This is a genomic window from Vaginisenegalia massiliensis (assembly GCF_900604935.1).
GTDB classification, from domain to species: Bacteria; Bacillota; Bacilli; order Lactobacillales; family Aerococcaceae; genus Vaginisenegalia; species Vaginisenegalia massiliensis.
In genome coordinates, this window is the sequence record NZ_UWPC01000002.1 from 1 (window position 1) to 20,383 (window position 20,383).

Sequence of the window (20,383 nt, forward strand, 5' to 3'; positions counted from 1 at the left end):
ATTGGTAAATCCATGTTTTTAATAAACTTGTATTAACATTATACTTTTTGCATATTAATTTATACCCGAGTTTTTCTTCCCTGTATTCATTGATAAGTTTTAATTTAAAGGCTAATTCATGTTTTTTCTTCAAAATAAACACCCCTAAAGTTGAATTTTAAGGTTCAACTTTAGGGGTGCACTACACGTTAAGATGGCTTTTTTAATGGCATACATACGATAATGCATATTGTTCGCATTTTAATGTGGGTAATGTTACGATATTTATGTACCTTAGAAATATCTAATTTGTATCAATACTTAGATTTTCTGAAATTTACTTTAAAGGAGAAGATATCATGGTATTAAAAGCAGAATTAAGAGAAAAGACAGGTACCGCCGTTTCCCGCCAAGCACGTGCTGAAGGAAAGATTCCAGCCATTTTATATGGAGGAAAGGTAGAAAATACGCCTTTATTTATTAATCGTCGCGATTTCGAAGCGATTCTTAAAGAAGACGGTGCGAATGCGGTTTTTGACATTGAATACGATGGCAAAAAGCAAAAAGTATTAATTAAAGATTTTACTAAAGGCGCGATTAAGAATGAATTCTACAACGTTGATTTACAAGCTATTACAGCTAATCAAAAACTTCAAGTTGAAGTTCCATTAATCCTTGTCAATACGGAAACAATCAAAGAAGGGGTTGTTGAACAAGTATTGAATAGCTTGCTTGTCGAGACGACACCTGATAATATTCCGGGTTCGATCGAAGTGGATGTGACTGGTCTAGAAATTGGATCAAACAAGCTAGTTTCTGACATTGAAGTTCCGCAAGAAGTGTCTGTCCTAGAAGATCCTGAGAAGACCATTGTAACGATTGGCGTTCCTACAGAAGAACCAGCTCCAGAAACAGGTGAAGAAGAGGCAGAGCCTGAAGTTATTGGTGAAGAAGACAAAGCTGATGAAGACAGCAAAGAGAACTAATTAAAAAATTGGATAGGACAAGATTATGAGTAAAGGAAACGGGTTAGATTAACCTTTCTTGAATCAGGAATGATTTAGGATACTTAAATAGACTTACTAGCCTATCCATTAGATCAGAGAATAAATGCCGAATCAATGATGTTTGCATAAAAGTAAGCTTAATTCACTCCATTTTTTGGTGTAAATGAATGGCTGAAATTTATCTCAACATTGATTCGGTATTTTTGCGTTATTTAAAGAAGATTCCTTGCTTCCCCAACCCAGTTCAATATTATTTTGACCTTCAGGATATTCTTGCCTATAATAAATGAAGAATGGGGGGAGTCGATGGAAACCGCAAGTTTAAAAACTAAAATTATTGCTAAAGCCAAAGAAGTCGGAATTGATAAAATCGGCTTTACCGATGCGACTCCCTTTGATTATTTGAAAGAATCATTAGAAACCCAACAAGCTGCTGGTCATTCCACAGGTTTTGAACATCCCATTATGGCTGATCGCTTATATCCTGATCGTATTTTTGATCAACCCAAAAGCATCATTTCTATTGCTTTGGCCTATCCATCTTCGGTCAAGGACTCGATTGCGCAAGATAAAAATAATCGACGAGGCGCTTTAGCACGTGCCTCTTGGGGGATAGATTACCATCATATCCTACGCGACCGCATGGCACAATTAATTGATTTTATCAAAGCGGAGACGCAAGACGCCACGTTTAAACCAATGGTGGATACGGGAGAATTAATTGATGTAGTGACAGCTCAAAGAGCGGGCCTTGGTTTTATTGGCCGTAACGGCTTATTGATAACATCAGAATTTGGTTCTTATGTCTATTTGGGTGAAATTATCACCAACATTGAATTTGAGCCTGATCAACCGGGTGAATTTGGCTGTGGCGATTGCTATCGCTGTGTCAATGCTTGTCCTCCCCAAGCCCTTTTAGGCGATGGACGTTTGAATGGGCGTAGGTGTCTTTCTTACCAAACGCAAACTAAAGGTTACATGCCTTTGGAGTTTCGCCGTAAAATATCCCACACTATTTATGGTTGCGATATTTGTCAACTAGTTTGTCCTTATAACAAAGGAATTGATAGCCATATTCATCCAGAAATGGAAGTTAGCGCCGCTGAAGTTCAACCGGAATTAAAGCCTTTATTGACTATAAGTAATAAAGACTTTAAAAATCAGTTTGGCCATATGGCCTGCGCGTGGAGAGGGAAAAAACCCCTCCAAAGAAATGCCATCATTGCCTTAGCCAATTATCGCGATCAAACGGCCATACCTAAATTATTAGAAGTGTTAGAAATGGATACTCGGCCCATGATTCGGGGGACAGCAGCTTGGGCTATTAGTCAGATAGAACGCTATTATCAACCGAGCATTATTGAATGCGTCGCCAAACATTTAGCCAAAGAAACCGATCCTGAAACAATTGATGAAATGTCGGCAGCGCTAGCTAGCTTAAAAGCCAAACGCTTACCAAAAGACCAACTATAGAATGGAGTCCACTGTATTGAAAAATCATATTGCTTTATTTGAACCACAAATTCCGGCTAATACTGGAAATATTTCACGGACATGTGCAGCCACCAATAGCACTTTACATTTAATTCGCCCGCTTGGTTTTTCAACCGATGATAAAATGTTAAAACGCGCAGGGCTTGATTATTGGGAACATGTTGAGATTGTCTATCATGATAACTTAGATGCTTTCTTTAGTTATGTCGGCGCTAGTCCAGTCTATCTAATAACGAAGTTTGCGCCACATCACTATGCGCAAGTTGATTTAACGCAAAGTGAGACTGGCGAACAGTATTTCTTGTTCGGTAAAGAAACAACTGGATTACCAATTGAACTGATGGAAGAACGCAAAGAAGACTGTTTAAGAATTCCAATGAATGATGAACATGTTCGATCCTTAAATCTGTCTAATGCAGCCAATATAGTGATTTATGAAGCTTTGCGGCAACAAGAATTTGATGGCTTGGAAATAGTTCACCATTATCGAGATACCAGCAAAGCTCAAAGCCTTAATTGGTAAGTCTGGATACAACTTGACAAACAAAAACAATCTTTTATAATGAGATTAAAGTCAGGTGACTAGTAAGTAAGGTGTTTGTTCAGAGAGATGATGGTTGGTGAGAATCATCCAAGCTAATTACCCAATCCCCACCTGTTATTGCCTGTGAAAACATTTAACCACACATTAAATGATTAAATAGTGCCGGTATTCACCGTTATCGAATGAGAGAGTAAATCAATTCGACCATTGAATTGATTTAAAATCGGGTGGTACCGCGAATTGAGGCCCTTCGTCCCAGATGTGACGGAGGGTCTTTGTGTTTTTTAAGCAAAATAATAAAGGAGGAAGAAAAATGTTAGATCGTAAGTTATTAAGAGATCAATTCGAAGAAGTAGTGAATAAATTAAGTGACCGTGGTGTGGAACGTTCAACTTTGGAAACTTATCGCCAATTGGATGAACAACGCCGACAACTTTTGGCTAAAGTCGAACAAGCAAAGCAATATCGCAATCAAATGAGCCAAACGATTGCACAGTTGAAACGTAATAAAGAAGAGGCTGATCAACAAGTAGCTGAAATGAAACAAGTCGGTGACGAAATTAAAGCCATGGATATTGAACTAGCACAAATTCAAGCAGATATGGAAACCATCGAATTTCGCTTACCTAATATTCCTCATGAGTCTGTTCCAATTGGTAAAGATGAAGAGGATAATGTTGAAGTACGTCGTTGGAGCCAGGCACCACGTTTCGACTTTGAACCGCTAAATCACTGGGATATTGCAGAAAAATTAGATATTCTAGATTTTGAGCGGGGAGCGAAAGTGACAGGTAGCCGTTTTGTTTTCTATAAAGGTTTAGGGGCACGCCTCGAACGGGCTATTTATAATTTTATGTTAGATACCCATACTGGGAAAAATGGTTATACAGAAATTATCCCACCCTACATGGTCAACAATAAATCTATGTTTGGAACTGGCCAATATCCAAAATTCATTGAAGATACCTTCCAATTAACCGATGAACGTGGATTTACTTTAATTCCTACGGCTGAGGTGCCATTAACCAATTACTATGCCGATGAAATTCTAGATGAGGCTAATTTACCAATCAAATTTACCGCTATGTCACCTTCTTTCCGCTCTGAAGCAGGATCAGCAGGGCGAGATACGCGTGGACTCATTCGATTACACCAATTCCATAAAGTTGAAATGGTTAAATATGCTCATCCGGATCACTCTTATCAAGAACTTGAATCAATGACACAAAATGCTGAAGAAATTCTTCAAGCGTTAAATTTACCATATCGTGTCATTACCTTATGTACGGGAGATATGGGCTTCTCAGCTGCTAAAACGTATGATATTGAAGTTTGGCTACCAGGACAAGATACATATCGGGAAATTTCATCTTGCTCTAATTGCCAAGATTTCCAAGCGCGCCGAGCAAAAATTCGTTTCCGCAATGGCGATGGAAAATTAGAATATGTCCATACTTTAAATGGCTCTGGTTTAGCAGTAGGTCGTACCTTTGTAGCCATTTTGGAAAATTATCAACAAGCTGATGGCTCAGTTAAAATTCCTGACGTCTTAGTCCCATATATGGGCGGAGTTACCGAAATTAAAGCAAAATAAGCACAAATAAGCCTCCTAGGCCGAGTAGGGTCTAGGAGGCTTGTTTTGTTGCTAAAGATTAATTTTTTGAGTGATTTGAATGCGGTTTTACTAATGCTAGTAGATAATAAAATCCGCACAAGATTGGTATGATAAAAATCCGATAAGTGAAATAATAATGAGTATTACAATGATTTTTCATGATGGCCAACCAAATAAACGGAAGCATTCCAACTAAAATCATGGGTGATAGGGAAATGAGAGTAGACCAACGAAGATTTCGCCAATGGCAAGCTAGAAAAATAATAGAGACCACTAATGCAATAACCAGTATAACTCGGGCTTCCTTTGGTAAGAGCGTTATACCGAGTTTGCGTAGGATATCTATGTAGTTTAAGACTTCGCCAGCTCGTCCACCTGTTCGGATGGCAGCTTGATGTTGAGCATTTTTAATAATGTTTTGGTGAAGAATGTTCGACCCAATAAGCCATTTACTGATCCATGTTAAGCTATATCCACAAATCCAAGCTAGGCCCGAAACTAAAGTTAGTTTCAAATTATCCCAGAATAAACGAACTTCTGATCGATTTTTAAGGCACAGGGCAAGGGCATAAGGGATAGCATAGGTTAAAAGAGGGGCAGTAAGTAAGTCAAAGAAATTTGTTAAACTGGCAATGATGAAGAATGCCCAAAACCAATGGTATAGATTTGCTTTTTGATGCCGATCTAAAAAGATGATAAGTAATTGTCCCAAACTAAAAATCACAAAGATTGGCAGGTATTGTAAAGAAAGAGGAAAAATCCAAAAATGAATCATTCCTAAACAGAGTCCATAGACTAAACAATAGGCTAAACCAAGATAGCGATAAAGTTGGATGGTAGTTAGAATTAATAATAGGAAGACTAAGCTGATGGCAAAGTAGCGTATGCTCGTATAGTCAACGTAGGCTAGCATAGGTCGAACAATAGCGATCGTGCCAAACCAATAGCGAACATAGCCTGAATTCGACATCCCAGCTTGTAGAGGAGGGAGTTGATCTTTATTGCGTAATTTTTGGAAAATAAGATTGTCGGTAAAGGTATCAAGTTTACTGCCATCGTAGTGTTGCATCACGACCCACCGTTTGGGTTCATCCCGAATGGTATGGGTAGATTGTTCCCATTTTTCCATAATTTGTTCATCACTAACTTGATAGGCTCCCCAAAGACTTGTTATATATATTCCTAAAAGCAGAGCAAAAGTTAAAATCATACAACTTAGAAATTTTATAATATTAAGCTTGCTGTTCATGATCGAGTAGCTCCTTAAAATTATGGGCTTTGATAAGTTCTAGTTCAAAGTTTTGCTTTTCTTGGTGAACAATGACATCTAGAATTATACCTGCTAAGAAGAAGGCGAGAGCCGCCATCATGATAAAGCCTGCCATAATAAGACTTGGGAAGCGTGGTACAAGTCCTGTAATAAGAAAATTATGAAATAGCGGAATAAAGAGACATAATGAAATAGTAGCTAAAATTAAGGAAATAAGACTCATAAAGCGGAAAGGCTGATAGTTCTTGAATAAACGTAAGATAGTCATAATCACTTTGAATCCATCAGAATAAGTGTTAAGTTTAGATTCACTTCCTTGAGGACGGTCGCGATATTCAATAATGACATTTTCAAGTGGTAATTGTTTATCTAAAGCATGGATGGTCATTTCAGTTTCGATTTCAAATCCTTTAGATAAGATTGGGAATGTTTTAACGAATTCAAATGAGAAGGCCCGATACCCTGTCATGATATCGCGAATATTGTTTTTGAATATATGATTAATTAGAGCCCGAACCATTCGGTTACCGGTATTATGGAAAGGACGTTTATTTTCTTCAAAATAGGTTGAACTGAGACGGTCTCCGATGACCATATCAGCACGACCCGCTAAAATAGGCTCAACCATTTGAGCAGCCATATCAGCTGGATAAGTGTTATCGCCGTCGATCATTAGATAGCAATCAGCATTAATTTCCCGAAACATTTTACGAATGACAAAGCCTTTTCCTTGTTGAGGTGCCAAGCGAACGATTGCCCCAGCTTGTTCTGCCAATTCTGCTGTCCGGTCAGTGGAATTGTTGTCATAAACATAGATATCGGCTTGTGGCAAATGCTGTTTAAAGTCATTAATGACTGTTTCAATTGTTTTTTCTTCGTTATAACAAGGAATTAAAACAGCGATGATTGGTTTTTTTAACATAGAGGGGCTCCTTCATGAAAGCTTGATATAATAGTGTTTTTATTAATATAGTATAGAAATTTAATCTTAACTTGTAAAGCTTAATTTTTTATTTACGAAAAAGGCCCTCAAAAATTCACACATTAAAACCCATTCCGCAGGGAATGGGTTTTGATTTTAGAAAATGTGTACTTGATCAGGTTGATGAGGGATGATGCGAGCAGGTACACCCACCGCTGTTGAGTAAGGTGGAATATCATGGAGAACGACTGCACCCGCACCTATTTTGCTGTGATGACCAATGGTGACGTTACCCAAAATGGTAGCCCTTGAACCGATAATAACATCATGTTCAACCGTTGGGTGGCGTTTTATACCTTTTTCTTTACCGGTTCCTCCTAGAGTGACACCATGATACATCATCACTCGGTCGCCGATAATGGCTGTTTCGCCAATAACAACGCCCGCCCCATGGTCGATGAAGACATGACGACCAATGGTAGCACCGGGATGAATTTCAATTCCTGTCCTGTGTTTAGCTCGTTCAGACAACCAACGGGAGAGAAAATAACGTTTTTTTAAATAGTGCTTTTTGGCATGAGCATGGGCTCGCATAGCACGAATGCTCGGAAATAGGAAGAATGCCTCGGCCAGACTATGGCAAGACGGATCCATTTCATAAATAAATTTTGCTTCATCAAGCCAATGTTGAAACCATTTAATCATTAAAAATACCAGATGAGAGGTAGCGTTCGCCGGTATCTGGGAGGACTGTGACAACTTTTTTACCGCTGCCAAGTTTTTTGGCAAGTTCACGAGCTGCAAATAAATTGGCGCCCGCTGAGATACCACTCAATATTCCTTTCGTTTTTGCTAGTTCTAAGGTAGTTTGAATTGCTTGATCATTTTCGACAGTGAAAACATGATCAATAACATCAGCATGATAATTGGCTGGAACAAAGTTAGCCCCAATTCCTTGAATTTTGTGTGGTCCTGCTTGTCCTTGAGATAACAAAGGTGAAGCGCTTGGTTCAACAGCCCAAACGGTTATTTCAGGGCGATGAGTTTTTAAGCTTTTTCCTACCCCAGATACAGTGCCTCCCGTGCCGACTCCCGCTACAAAGCCATCCAGATCAGGTAGATCCTCAATGATTTCAGGACCGGTCGTTTCAACGTGAGCCGATACATTGGCCGGATTAGTAAATTGACCAAAAATAGGAGCATTAAGTTCCTCGGCTAATTCTTGAGCTTGATCAACGGCTCCTTGCATCCCTTTAGCAGCAGGGGTCAAGACTAATTTCGCTCCATAGGCTGTCATCAAATTTCGTCTTTCAACAGACATGGAATCTGGCATTACTAAGATAACTTTTAACTGTTTAGCTGCACCGACCATGGCCAAACCGACACCTGTATTGCCACTAGTCGGTTCAATTATAGTATCTCCTTCTTTTAAGATACCTTTGGCAAAAAGATCGTTGACAATATAAAGGACTGCTCGGTCTTTTATTGAACCACTTGGGTTTTTGCTTTCAAGCTTGACATAAATGTCAGCGGCTTGTTCATCTAATGCGCCGAGATGAATGAGGGGTGTACGCCCAATCGTTTCTAAAATATTTTCGTATAACATATTATGAACCTCCTTGTAGGTACGTTAGCGTGGGAGCAAATAGGTACTTTATATAGTAACTTATTTGGACCAAATTGCAAAACAAAAATACGATTTTATTCAAATAACCATTTGTTAGTGGTTTTAGCATAGCTTATTTGGCTTGAAGAATAAAGAAGAATGCTTCAGCTAATCAATGGATTTCAAGCATAAAAAAGAAGTTAGCCAAGTGCTAACTTCTGAGATACTGAAACTATTTTAATTTGGGTGTGCTATAGCCAAGGAGTCTTAAGCCATTGAGGATGACCAGAATGGTAGATCCTTCGTGGCCAACTACACCAAGTGGAAGGTTAATCATTTTGAAGATGTTAGATAGGATGAGAAGGGCAATAACAGAAAGTGAGAAGATAATGTTTTGCTTAATAATTTGCGTCATTTTCTTTGATAAGCCAATAGCAAATGGTAATTGTCGTAAATCGTCCTGCATGAGGACAACGTCAGCGGTTTCCATAGCAATATCGGTTCCGCTCCCCATTGCAATACCCAAATTAGCAGTAGCTAAAGCAGGAGCATCGTTGATACCATCCCCAACCATGGCTAGGCTTGGATAGGTTTCTTGAAGTTCTTTAATAATAGATGCTTTTTGATCAGGCATACAGTTTGCTCTAACTTGTTCTATACCTAATTGACGAGCAATAAATTCGGCTGTTAATTGGTTATCACCGGTTAACATTATTGTGTGAATACCCATTTGATTTAAAATAGCAATCGTTTCTTTACTTTCAGGTTTAGCTTGATCTTGTAAAGCGTAAAAGGCTTTAAATTGATGATCTTGGCTAACAAAGATAACCGTATTACCTTGGGATTCTAATTCTTCAGCTTTTTCTATATCGGCTTGAGTCATGGTTGAATGAATCTCATTGGCTAAAGCAAAACTTTTCTTTCCAATTAACCAAGTTTGTCCTTGGTAAACGAGTTCAAAGCCTTGACCGGTGTGGTCTTCAACTGAGTCTAATTTAATAGGGGAATAATCAGTCAAATAGCGGAGTAAAGCGCCAGCAATTGGGTGAGTTGATAAGGATTCGCTTGTTTTAACTAATTGGTCAATTAATTCTTTCTGGCTCGGGTCATGATAATAAGCTTCAACAACCTCAGGAACCCCTTGGGTTAGGGTGCCTGTTTTATCAAAGACAATAGCTTGTAGACGATTGGCCGTATCAATGGAGTCGCCACCTTTAAAGATCATACCTTTTTTGGCAGCACGACTAATCGCTGCTAAGGTGGCAGGTGTCGCACTCGCTACCAGAGCACAAGGGGAGGCCACTGTTAACAGAACCATACCTCGATAGAAGGCATCAGACCAAGACCAGGCAAAAGCATAATGAGTCAATAAAATAAAGACCGGCACGCCAATTAAGACACCTTTAACATAAGAATCTTCAATTTTCTCAATGAATGAAGCTGTTTTTGAGGGACTAGATTGGGCTTCTTCAACGAGCTTAATAATCTTCGCGAATAAAGTAGCATCGTTTTCAACCGTGACGGTCATGTCAAAACTGTTGCCTTGATTGATTGTTCCACCAATGACGGCTTCGCCTGTTTTTTTATTAACAGGTAAAGGTTCGCCGGTAATAGCTGCTTCATTGATGAGAGCTTCAGGGCTGAGTAGTGATCCATCAATAGGAATTGCTTCCCCTTTACGAACTTGTAAACGATCGCCGATTTTTAATTCTTGGGTGGCAATTTCTTGGATTGTTCCATCCGCTTGGTAAACCCGAGCTAAATCTGGGGTTAAATTCATGAGTTCGGCAATGGCATTTTTTGATTTTTCCATGGCCATCGTTTCTAGTGATTCAGATAAAGAAAAGATAAAGATAAGAAGAGCGCCTTCAAGCCAGTAGCCAATTAAGCAAGCCCCAATGGCAGCCAACAGCATTAAAATGTCGACACTTAAATGATGCTCATGGATGAGTTCTTGATAGCCACTTTTTACTGAATGATAGCCACCTAGCGCGAAGGCGAGTATGAAGATGGCTGTTGAGATGCTTGTTTGGTGAATAGAGAGAAAATAAAAACCAATTAAAATTAATAGACCACTAATAATGGTAAGAGTCATTTCGATATGGGTACGGATCCATTGGCTAATTGTAGGCATGGGCTTCCTCCTTTTAATAAATAAAAAATAACTTGCTAACTCCATTTTACGCAAAGGAAATAGAATAGCAAGTTATTTAGAATTATTCTTAATAAGAGTAAGCGTTACTAAAAAGAGATTGGGCCTATATTGTCAACGTTATTGGTATTATAAATCCATTTTGGTAATAAAAATTTAACATTTATTTAGAATGATTCTATTTAACAACCAGGAAGTAAAGTAAGACTAAAGCACCTAAGGCAATACGGTAATAGCCAAAGGCTTTAAAATCATGCCGTTTTAAGTAAGATAACAAGAATTTAATAGCAATGATAGAGACTATGAAGGCAACGCCCATACCAGTCGCTAAATAGATGGCTTCAGCGGAAGTAAAATGGAAACCAAAGTCTAAGAGTTTCTTGAAGCTTGCTCCAAACATTATAGGAATACTCATAAAGAAAGAGAATTCGGTAGCGATATAACGGCTTGTACCAAGTAATAAGGCTCCTAAAATAGTTGAACCTGAACGAGAGGTTCCAGGGACTAGAGCTAAGGTTTGGAATAGACCAATCATAAAGGCATCACGATAAGTTAAAGCTTCAAACGTGTGAATCTTGTGTGAGTGTTTGCCTTCATTTTTATCTTCAATCCAAATAAAAGCTAGACCGTAGAAAATGAGCGCAATCGCAATAACAGTGGGATTGTAGAAGTATTTATCCATGATATCATTTAAGGCTGCTCCAAAAAGAACAGCAGGAATGCTAGCAACGATGACTTTTGACCAAAGGAGCCAAGTTGCTTTTTTTTCGCTAGATGACTTAGAAGGACTTAAGGGATTCAACTTATTAAAATAAAGTAAGCAGACAGCTAAAATAGCTCCTAACTGAATGACAACAATAAACATATTTTTGAATTCAGGTGTGACATTCATCGGTAATAGTTCATCTAATAGGAGCATATGGCCCGTAGAGCTGATCGGTAACCACTCTGTAATACCTTCAACGATCCCTTGTAAAATAACTTTTAACAATTCTAGTAAATCAAACATATATTAACCTCAATTTCTACACAATTAATTAAAGTAGGCAGCTACTTTGAATCTATTATACACTACTTTTTGATAGATTGCTTGTCGGCATTTGATTGTCCATCTATTTATTAATATGGTATGATTAAAGAGCGAAAAATAAAAAATAGAGGTGGACCCTATGTTTAATTTTTTTAAGAAGAAAGAAGCCACTGAGATTAAACCGAGCCAGGTTACTCTTTATGCGGTAGCAGATGGGCAAATTATTAATATTGAAGAAGTCAACGATTTAGTGTTTGCTCAAAAAATGATGGGTGATGGGTATGCTATTATTCCAGACAATGGATCAATTTCAGCGCCAGTTTCTGGTCAAGTAACAAACATTTTCCCTACTAAACATGCTGTTGGTTTTAAAGCAGGTGAATTAGAAGTATTGCTCCATATGGGAATTGATACAGTATCATTAAATGGCGAACCATTTACTAGTTTAGTTGACGAAGGACAAACTGTTCAAGCTGATACACAAGTCTCACAAGTAGATTTAGATCAGTTAGCAGCCCAAGAAAAAGATTCGGCTATGATTGTTATTTTTACGAATGGTAATGAAGTGGTAGAATCGATGAACATCACGGCTAGCGGAAATGTAACTAAGGGACAAGAAATCGGGACAATCGTCTTAAAATAAAAAATAGTCTAATTTTTTGAGCTATTAACCTTCTTGGTTAATAGCTTTTTAATTTTAAACACTTGTTGGTGAGTTTTTCAAGGAATATTAGGCCAAAAAAATAAGGGATTTTGTTTCTAAGAAGAGTTTAACTATGGTAGTATATTGTTAAATTATTTATTTAAAGTTAAATAATGAAAACTCTATATGAAAGGAATTGTTGTTATGGAATGGATAAAATTAATCGGAATTTTGATTATCGTATTAGGTTTTGTTCTTAAATTCGATACTTTGGCAACGGTTATTCTAGCGGGATTAGCCACGGCGTTAGTATCAGGTTTATCAATCAATGATTTTTTAACTACGTTAGGAGAAGCTTATAGTAATCAGCGTTTGGTTTCGCTCTTTTTCTTAGCATTGCCCATGATTGGCTTAGCCGAATCATATGGCTTGAAACAAGAAGCTATAAGATTAATTGGCAAACTTAAAGGGCTCACAACGGGTTGGTTATACTCACTTTATATGCTAATAAGATTAGTGGCGGGTCTATTTTCAATTCGTTTGGGAGGACATCCCCAATTTGTCCGCCCGTTAATCTATCCAATGGGTGAAGCGGCTGCTAAGTTGACGAAATCTAATGGTTTAAGCGACGAGGAGGTCGAAGTCATTAAGGCTCGAGCAGCGGCAAATGAAAACTTCGGTAATTTCTTTGGTCAAAATACCTTCCTTGGATCAGCGGGTGTACTTTTAATAGTAGGTACTCTAACGGAGTTAGGTTTCAAAGGAACACCAGCCCAAATCGCACAGGCTTCGATGCCGGTTGCCGTTATATCTTTGATTGTGGTGGTTATTTATAATCTAACGCTGGATGTCAAATTAAAGCATCAGGCTAAAAAGGAGGATAAACGATGAACACAATTTTATATTCTATGGTAATGGGATCGTTAGGACAAAATTTAAGCCAATTAAATTCACAGTTAGAGCCTTTTGTGCCATCTATTTTGGAAGTAATTTATTGGGTAATCGGTTTGCAACTTCTTCATGTAGCATGGTGCACCTATCAAGATCAAACTAACGACCGACGAATTGGAACAGCTTTATTTTGGTTTTTAAGTGGACTTACCTTTATTGGGGGTTCTTATCTTCCAGCAAACGTAACAGGTATGATCATCTGCGTAATTGGTTTATTAACCCTATTTAAACAGGTAAAAATTGGGCAGTTGCCGCAAGTTGATCAAGCTAAAGCAGAACAAAGAGCTCGTCAAATTGGACCTAAAATTTTTGTTCCCGTGTTAACATTAGGAATTGTTGCTATGATTGTTGGCCTAGCTTTATCTAGTTTTAGTGTTGTATCGGTCGGTTTAGGCGCTTTGGTCGGCAGTCTTCTAATTCTGATAATGACGAAAGCTAAAGGTTCTGAATTTCTTGATGAAAATAATCGGATGGTGCAACAAGTATCGACAACCGGCATCTTACCTCAACTATTAGCAGCGTTGGGAGCGGTATTTACAGCTGCGGGTGTAGGTGAAGTTATTGCTGATTTAATTGGCGGTGTTGTTCCTGCAGACAGTCGTTTCTTCGGTGTCTTAGCCTATGTTTTAGGTATGGTTATATTCACAATGATAATGGGGAATGCTTTTGCAGCTTTCACCGTGATTACAGCGGGTATCGGCGTGCCGTTTGTTTTTGCTCTAGGCGGTAATCCATTTGTTGCTGGAGCAATTGCAATGACAGCAGGTTTTTGTGGAACTTTGTTAACGCCGATGGCGGGGAATTTTAACGCCTTACCGGCTGCTCTTTTAGAGATGAAGAGTGAATATAGGGTTATTCGTGACCAAGCTCCGGTTGCCATTGTAATGATTGTGGTCCATGTTGCTTTGATGTATTTCTTGGCATTTTAATCAATAGGAGGAATTAACATGAAAATTTTAGTTACTGGTTTTGACCCATTTGGCGGTGAAGCGATCAATCCAGCCATTGAAGCTGTTAAACAATTACCAAATACAATTAAAGGCGCTGAAATTATCAAGTTAGAAATACCAACTGTTTTTCATCAATCGGCTCGTGTTATGCGCGAAAAAGCCTTGGAAGTTAGACCTGATGTCATTTTGAATATTGGTCAAGCCGGAGGCAGAGCCGAATTAACTCCAGAACGAGTAGCTATTAATCAGGATGACGCACGTATCCCTGATAATGAAGGGAATCAACCGATTGATGTGGCCATTCAGGCAGATGGAGAATCCGCATATTTTTCGACATTACCTATTAAAGCTATGGTAGAAGCCATTCGCCAAGCAGGTTTGCCAGCAGCCGTGTCGAATTCAGCCGGAACCTTTGTTTGCAATCATATTATGTACCAAAGCTTATATTTAGCTGCAACAGAGTTAGAAGGGACAAAAGCAGGTTTCATGCATATCCCATACATGACTCAGCAAGTTGTAGATAAAGCAAATCAACCTTCAATGTCGTTGGATGATATTGTCCGCGGTATTGAAGTAGCTATTGAAGCCATTGTGGAATACCACGATCAAGAGGACTTAAAAGTTATTGGTGGAACCACTCATTAAACTATTGTTGATAAAAAAGCTCTATCAAGCTGCCTTAAGGTAGCCTGATAGAGCTTTTAAATTATGAGGCATTACACTGGAAGAATGCATACACATTCAGGTGCTTTTGTATCATTTTGAATAAATTTTAGCAAGCCGGTCTCAGGATTTCGTTCAAATATTGATATGAAGTCGCTGTCTTGATGCGGAACTAAAACAAATGAGTCGCTAGCATCGAGACAGAAATCCCGAGGGATTTGTCCCATCGTTTCAATACATTGAATGAAGTTTAATTGACCGTTCTCTTGGTTTATTTCAAAAACAGAAAGTGAATTATGGAAGCGAGTGGATACATAAAGGAATCGTCCATCCTGACTCGTACGGATTGCAGAACCAGCGCTTGCTTGGACTTGATCACTTGGGATATTTAGAATAGTTTGTTCGATGGTTAGGCGTCCTTGTTTATCCGGTTTGAGTAGGCTCGTTGTATTCCCTAGTTCGCCGATTGCATAATAATATTTTTTGTGAGGATGTTTGACTAAATGACGGGGACCAGTACCTGCTGGGAATTTCAGTTGATCTCTTAGGCTTAATTCACCTTCAGCATTGACTTGGTAAGTTAATACATGGTCCGTACCCAAGTCACAAACGTAGAGCAAGGATTCATCGTCGCTCAAACAAGTGTAGTGCACATGTGGACTTTTTTGATTAGGATGGATACTAGAGCCATGATGTTGAATAGTCGTAAGTTCGGTCAGTTTGTTGTCTTCTTTGAGTTGGTAGCATTGAATTTGGCCCAAATGATAGTTTGATACATAGATGGTGCGACTGAGGGATCGGTATGAAAGATGGCAACCAGGAATGGTGCTATTTAGCAGACGATCGATTTCATGCCAATGTCCGTCTTTTTTTTCAAAAGCGACAATACCGCTATTTTCATCCCCTTTGTGGATAGCAAACAGATAACGTTTATCTGATGACAGGGTCATGAAAGTCGATTGTTTAAGAGGGCTAATCAAGTGTTTGCTACCAAATTTAGCTTTGCTCTCATCAAATTCAATCTCATAAAGGCCATCATTTAGGCGTTTGGTATAGCCGCCAAGAATAAAGTTTTGCATAGGTATACTCGCTCCTTTTTATTTCAGATTAATTATAACAAATATTGAGGATGAAGTGAGAAAACAATACCAAAAGCTTCATTTATTTTTTATAAATGTATGCTAAAATAGAGTGACTAAGTATGCGAGGTGATTAGGATGGATCCGAATAAGAAACCAATACCGACCCGACAAAGTTGGTTCCAATCCTTATTTTTAAATAACCAAGTAGTGGTTTCCTTATTAATTGTGTTATTAATTCTAGTAAATTTATTTATTTTCACTAAACTGACCTATTTATTTTCTCCAGTGGGACAGTTTATTAATTTAATGGCCTTTCCAATCATTACATCTGGAATTCTTTATTATTTGTTTGTTCCCTTGGTCGATCACTTTGAACGGGAAGGCATCAGCCGGCCATGGACTATTTTGGCCATCTTCATTATTTTGATTCTGTTGATTACCTGGGGACTTTTATCCTTGTATCCTGTTTTGCAGAAGCAAACAGCTAGTTTTATTTTGAATTTACCTTCGTATTACGAAATAATGGTCAAATCCATTACAAAGAATCCTTATATTGCGGATAATCCTAAATTAATGGCTAGTATCAAACCAATTATTGAAAATTTTGATTTTAATAGTTTAACCCAGCGGGTGAATGACCTTGTAACCTCTACCTTTGGTGGTTTGGGTTCTTTCGTTGGTACAATTACACAAGTACTAACAGGTTTATTTACCATTCCAATTATTTTATATTATTTACTTCTAAATAGTAATAAAATCCCTGATGCGATTTTGTACCATGTACCGACTAAATATCGGCCTGTAACTAAGCGAATGATGTATCGTGGTAATTATCAAATTTCGCAATATATTCGGGGGCAAATTTTAGTTGGAATTTGTGTTGGCATGATCTTTGCCATTGAATATTCGGTGATTGATCTAGATTATGCTACGACTCTGGCCGTAATGGCAGGTTTGTTGAATGTCATTCCTTATGTGGGGTCGTTTGTTGCCTTTATTCCGGCCTTAATTATAGCGCTACTAACCTCTCCAGCGATGGTTGTAAAAGTCCTTATTGCCTTAATGATTGAACAAACCTTAGAAGGGCGTATCATTGCACCCCAAGTATTAGGAAATAATATGAAGATTCATCCAGTGACAATCTTATTAGTGCTCCTTACAGCGGGGAAATTATTTGGCTTAATGGGAGTTATCCTAGGTGTACCAGGATATGCAATCATTAAAGTAATTGTTACCGAGTTTTATTCATGGTATCGTGAAAATTCGGATTTATATGATAGCGAAGAAACGTCACCTGTCATTCTGTCACCTAAAGTGACCCTAGATCCTCAACTAACTATCGAGGAAACCAAACATGACTCGCAAAACTCTGGAAAGTTGGATAATAAATGAAAAAACAAATCAAACAAGTGATATATAAACTTGTCGCTCTTGCTAGTGTGACTCTGTTAGCAGCTTGTGGACCAAAGGTTGAAACTGGATCTCAAGATCAGCCACTCACGAGTTCTGAAACCAAGTCTCAAGCTAAATTAAAACTTGTCCCCGAATTTAATCAACTAGAAGCCGATTTGAAAAAAGCAGATAAAGTAGATGTTTCTTCGACACTTTTTCAGTCACAAGATGCATTTCACATGAGTCAAAATGCTTTTGAAGTAATAGTAGACGATTTACGCGTTTATAAAGCTGATAATGCTGATCAAAGTTTAGCAAATGAGTTTAACCATGAGACTAAAGCCGGAGCAGTCGTGGTAATGCATACAACTATCAAAAATAATGCCAAAGAAGATTTTTATTTTCCAATTGAAGAGTTGCGCCTAAGTTATGAAGAAGCGGCGGCCAAAGTTTATCCATCAAGCGCCTTGTACCCAGAATCGTCAGGCAATCTTACCGAGATTCTTTTAGCTAATAAAGGCTTATTAAAAGCCGGTGATGTAGTGGAAGGTTATCTGGTTTATGGTTTAGGCCAAGATTCACTACAAACTATTAATAAAAACGGGTATTTTTATTTGACTGTGGTACCACCCAAAGCCAATCAAAATGATTTGGTTGGAACCAGTCAATCGGAATTTGGAATGGAACAGAAATTATTCCTACCGATTAATGAGTCACAGTCCCAGCAGATATTAGCAAATGACAAGTTAATTCAAGATCGTCTAGTTAGTGAGTGGTGGGGGAATAAAACACTCTTGGCTCAAGAAGAATTAAATCAAGAAGTGAATCAAGAAGGACTCAAAGTAAAACTAAAACGGATGGAAATCGCTGATTTTGAACCCCATGATGCCTATAAAGACTCTTTCCAAAACTTTGTCTATGGTCAGATTATCGTCACAGCCGAGCTTGAATTGATTAATGAAAGCCAAGAGACTATTTTACCAGTTGATGGCATGGCGACCTTAGAAATTGAAGGGGAACCAATTAATAGTGATTATGTATTGATTAATGAATCTTATGGACAAGCAGTTAAACCAGGCGAAAGTATGCGCTTTATCAAAGTATTTGCTCTTGATAAGAAACATTATCAAACGGTTTGGCAAGATAAAAAAATGTCCTTACAAATAGATTTACCTGTCCAATCTGATCAAATTGAGAATCAAGCTAGTCAAAGTGAAAGCACTGATGATACTCAAAATGTAACCAGTGACCAAGCGGCTGTCTCAGAAAATTCTTATTTTGTTGAATTTGAATGGATACCAACATTAAAATTATTCATTGACGATCAATTGAATCGCGTGGATGAATTGGAAACAACAAGCCAAGAAAATAATTCGGACACAACCACTACCGAAACGGATTAAGTATATATTTTAGACGGTTATTTTCAGTATGTTGTTAATAAATAGAAGAAAGTTAATAAATAAGAAGGTCAAAAATCATTCTGATTTTCGGCCTTCTTATTCGTTTGCTTTGATGAGAACATATTAGAATTTACTCATAAATATTGTATCAAACTTTCTTGTCGTATAAACTGGAAATATCGTGTTAAGGAGGTAACTATGTGGGTGCAGTTGTAAATGCTATTACAGTCGCTGTAGCGGCTTGTTTAGGCTTATTATTAAAAAAAGGGATTCCTTTGAAGTTACATGAGCGCTTAATGCAAGGCTTAGCTTTGTGTGTCATGGCACTGGGAATTGAAGGAGCCATTCAAGGAGATAAGCCATTAGTAATGATTTTATCAATGGTTCTTGGGGCCATAGTTGGTGAAATGCTTGATATCGATCATTTTATTGTAACCTCAGCTGCCCGTTTGGAACAACGATTTAGTCAAATTCCTGGCTTTGAAAATATTGGTCAAGGTTTGATTGCATCATCTATGTTTCTATGTATTGGTTCGCTAACCATACTTGGTTCGCTCCAGAGTGGCTTGACAGGTGATAATACGACCTTGTATACAAAAACAGTTATTGATGGCATTATTACTGTTCTTTTTGCCTCATCTTTAGGGGCAGGAGTTGTCCTTTCAGCTATTCCCGTTTTAGTGATTGAAGGTTCTTTAATCATTTTAGCCGGCTATATGGCTCCATATTTGACGGATCAAGTCATTGCTGAAATGATTTGTGTGGGTTCAATTTTACTGATTGGCTTGAGTTTGAATATGCTTAAGATTACTGAATTAAAAATCTTGAATTTTACTCCAGCTATGTTTTTTCCAATTTTATTAATGCTTTTCTTTTAAAAAAATAAAGTCTGAATTCAATCTTACTAGCGACTGTTAAGAAAATAGAACAGTCTATACTAGTCAGAAAGGATTCAGACTTTTTGTTATTAATTAATTTACGTTGAGTTTGTTATTGAATTTCTGTTTTGTTTGCAAGACGGCCATTTATTTGATCGATGGCCAGTTGGACAAGATGTTGAGCTAAATCTTCATTTCGTACTAATAGCGGTCCGTGGAAATAGGAAGCGTAGACATTCTTATAATGTAAGCCTTCGGTTTTATCTTGACCGTTATTACCGTTGCCAGTGATGACCTTGCCTAGGGCCTGTAAATCTCCTTGTAGATACGTCATGCCATTATGATTTTCAAATCCATAATAGGTTTTTTGGTTGATTTCATCAAAGATTTCAATATCACCAATGAAGCGGTGATTATCTTGACTTTCGGTATAAAAATCCAGCAAGTTAAGGCCCTTAATTTGTTGACCATCTGCTGCTACATAATATTGGCCCAATAATTGGAAGCCACCACAAATGGCTAATAAGACGCCATTGTTTTCAATATAAGTCTTTAAAGCCTCGCGATGACGTTGAATATCTTGAGAGACGATCTTTTGTTCATAGTCTTGGCCACCGCCAAAGAAGACAATATCATAGTCGTTAGCAGAGAAGTGATCTTCAAGGCTGACGATAGTGGTCTCCACTTGATAGCCACTTTGTCGAGCGTAATATTGAATCATCAAGAGGTTACCATTATCTCCGTATGTGTTTAATAAATTACCATAAAGATGGCAAATACGAATGGTTTTTTGCATGAGGGT

At 38.0% G+C, this 20,383-nt stretch carries 19 protein-coding genes and 1 other annotated feature; of the genes, 11 read left to right on the top strand and 8 right to left on the bottom strand.

All coding sequences use genetic code 11. The features are described from left to right. Positions 1-338 precede the first annotated feature (338 nt). The 4 genes from EIH20_RS01025 (at position 339) to serS (ending at position 4,618) form a co-directional block, all read left to right on the top strand. Positions 339-965, top strand: a complete 627-nt coding sequence (locus EIH20_RS01025; RefSeq protein ID WP_124057501.1) for a 50S ribosomal protein L25 — start codon at positions 339-341, stop codon at positions 963-965. A 327-nt stretch (positions 966-1,292) separates the two neighbouring features. Continuing rightward, positions 1,293-2,459: a tRNA epoxyqueuosine(34) reductase QueG gene (gene queG, locus EIH20_RS01030; RefSeq protein ID WP_124057502.1), complete on the top strand. Its 1,167-nt coding sequence runs from the start codon at positions 1,293-1,295 to the stop codon at positions 2,457-2,459. Between the two features lie 16 nt (positions 2,460-2,475). Next, a complete protein-coding gene (trmL, locus tag EIH20_RS01035; protein ID WP_124057503.1) occupies positions 2,476-3,003 on the top strand; it encodes a tRNA (uridine(34)/cytosine(34)/5-carboxymethylaminomethyluridine(34)-2'-O)-methyltransferase TrmL in 528 nt (175 codons plus the stop codon). A gap of 40 nt (positions 3,004-3,043) precedes the next feature. Then, positions 3,044-3,285, top strand: a binding site (T-box leader). Positions 3,286-3,337: 52 nt separating this feature from the next. Further along, positions 3,338-4,618: a serine--tRNA ligase gene (gene serS / locus EIH20_RS01040; RefSeq protein ID WP_124057504.1), complete on the top strand. Its 1,281-nt coding sequence runs from the start codon at positions 3,338-3,340 to the stop codon at positions 4,616-4,618. A 58-nt stretch (positions 4,619-4,676) separates the two neighbouring features. Here the strand turns inward: serS and EIH20_RS01045 are convergent, their stop codons facing one another. The 6 genes from EIH20_RS01045 to EIH20_RS01070 form a co-directional block, all read right to left on the bottom strand. Next, complete coding sequence (locus tag EIH20_RS01045; protein WP_124057505.1) at positions 4,677-5,849, bottom strand: hypothetical protein; 1,173 nt, start codon at positions 5,847-5,849, stop codon at positions 4,677-4,679. 22 nt (positions 5,850-5,871) lie between these two features. Further along, the gene (locus EIH20_RS01050) at positions 5,872-6,831 is read right to left on the bottom strand and encodes a glycosyltransferase family 2 protein (RefSeq protein WP_124057506.1); all 960 of its coding nucleotides are present in this window, start codon (positions 6,829-6,831) and stop codon (positions 5,872-5,874) included. A 156-nt stretch (positions 6,832-6,987) separates the two neighbouring features. After that, positions 6,988-7,536 carry a serine O-acetyltransferase EpsC gene (gene epsC / locus EIH20_RS01055; protein ID WP_124057507.1) on the bottom strand — a complete coding sequence of 183 codons (549 nt, stop codon included), beginning with the start codon at positions 7,534-7,536 and terminating at the stop codon, positions 6,988-6,990. Continuing rightward, positions 7,529-8,437, bottom strand: a complete 909-nt coding sequence (gene cysK, locus EIH20_RS01060) for a cysteine synthase A (RefSeq protein ID WP_124057508.1) — start codon at positions 8,435-8,437, stop codon at positions 7,529-7,531. The genes epsC and cysK overlap by 8 nt, the downstream gene beginning before the upstream one ends. A 232-nt stretch (positions 8,438-8,669) precedes the next feature. Further along, positions 8,670-10,571, bottom strand: coding sequence for a heavy metal translocating P-type ATPase (locus EIH20_RS01065; RefSeq protein ID WP_124057509.1), 1,902 nt, complete (start codon positions 10,569-10,571; stop codon positions 8,670-8,672). A gap of 196 nt (positions 10,572-10,767) precedes the next feature. After that, positions 10,768-11,598, bottom strand: a complete 831-nt coding sequence (locus tag EIH20_RS01070; protein ID WP_124057510.1) for an undecaprenyl-diphosphate phosphatase — start codon at positions 11,596-11,598, stop codon at positions 10,768-10,770. Between the two features lie 160 nt (positions 11,599-11,758). Here EIH20_RS01070 and EIH20_RS01075 point away from each other — a divergent pair, with 160 nt between their 5' ends. The 4 genes from EIH20_RS01075 (at position 11,759) to pcp (ending at position 14,808) form a co-directional block, all read left to right on the top strand. After that, positions 11,759-12,262 (top strand): PTS sugar transporter subunit IIA, encoded by a 504-nt coding sequence (locus tag EIH20_RS01075; RefSeq protein ID WP_124057511.1) that lies wholly within the window; start codon positions 11,759-11,761, stop codon positions 12,260-12,262. 204 nt (positions 12,263-12,466) lie between these two features. Continuing rightward, positions 12,467-13,153, top strand: coding sequence for a DUF969 domain-containing protein (locus EIH20_RS01080; RefSeq protein ID WP_124057512.1), 687 nt, complete (start codon positions 12,467-12,469; stop codon positions 13,151-13,153). Continuing rightward, positions 13,150-14,142, top strand: a complete 993-nt coding sequence (locus EIH20_RS01085) for a DUF979 domain-containing protein (protein ID WP_241152358.1) — start codon at positions 13,150-13,152, stop codon at positions 14,140-14,142. The genes EIH20_RS01080 and EIH20_RS01085 overlap by 4 nt, the downstream gene beginning before the upstream one ends. A gap of 18 nt (positions 14,143-14,160) precedes the next feature. Next, the gene (pcp, locus tag EIH20_RS01090; protein WP_124057513.1) at positions 14,161-14,808 is read left to right on the top strand and encodes a pyroglutamyl-peptidase I; all 648 of its coding nucleotides are present in this window, start codon (positions 14,161-14,163) and stop codon (positions 14,806-14,808) included. Between the two features lie 71 nt (positions 14,809-14,879). Here pcp and EIH20_RS01095 read toward each other — a convergent pair whose 3' ends face one another. Further along, a complete protein-coding gene (locus tag EIH20_RS01095) occupies positions 14,880-15,905 on the bottom strand; it encodes a lactonase family protein (protein ID WP_124057514.1) in 1,026 nt (341 codons plus the stop codon). 138 nt (positions 15,906-16,043) lie between these two features. Between EIH20_RS01095 and EIH20_RS01100 the strand changes: the two genes are divergently transcribed. The 3 genes from EIH20_RS01100 to EIH20_RS01110 all read left to right on the top strand — a co-directional run bounded on the left by EIH20_RS01100 (position 16,044) and on the right by EIH20_RS01110 (position 19,581). Continuing rightward, positions 16,044-17,300: an AI-2E family transporter gene (locus EIH20_RS01100; RefSeq protein WP_124057515.1), complete on the top strand. Its 1,257-nt coding sequence runs from the start codon at positions 16,044-16,046 to the stop codon at positions 17,298-17,300. After that, positions 17,297-18,703, top strand: a complete 1,407-nt coding sequence (locus EIH20_RS01105) for a DUF5068 domain-containing protein (RefSeq protein WP_124057516.1) — start codon at positions 17,297-17,299, stop codon at positions 18,701-18,703. Before EIH20_RS01100 ends, EIH20_RS01105 begins: the two co-directional genes overlap by 4 nt. 200 nt (positions 18,704-18,903) lie before the next feature. Further along, positions 18,904-19,581, top strand: a complete 678-nt coding sequence (locus tag EIH20_RS01110) for a DUF554 domain-containing protein (protein WP_124057517.1) — start codon at positions 18,904-18,906, stop codon at positions 19,579-19,581. A 112-nt stretch (positions 19,582-19,693) separates the two neighbouring features. On the opposite strand, the gene EIH20_RS01115 is transcribed toward EIH20_RS01110, so the two are convergent. Beyond that, a complete protein-coding gene (locus EIH20_RS01115; protein ID WP_124057518.1) occupies positions 19,694-20,377 on the bottom strand; it encodes a type 1 glutamine amidotransferase in 684 nt (227 codons plus the stop codon). Positions 20,378-20,383: the final 6 nt, after the last annotated feature.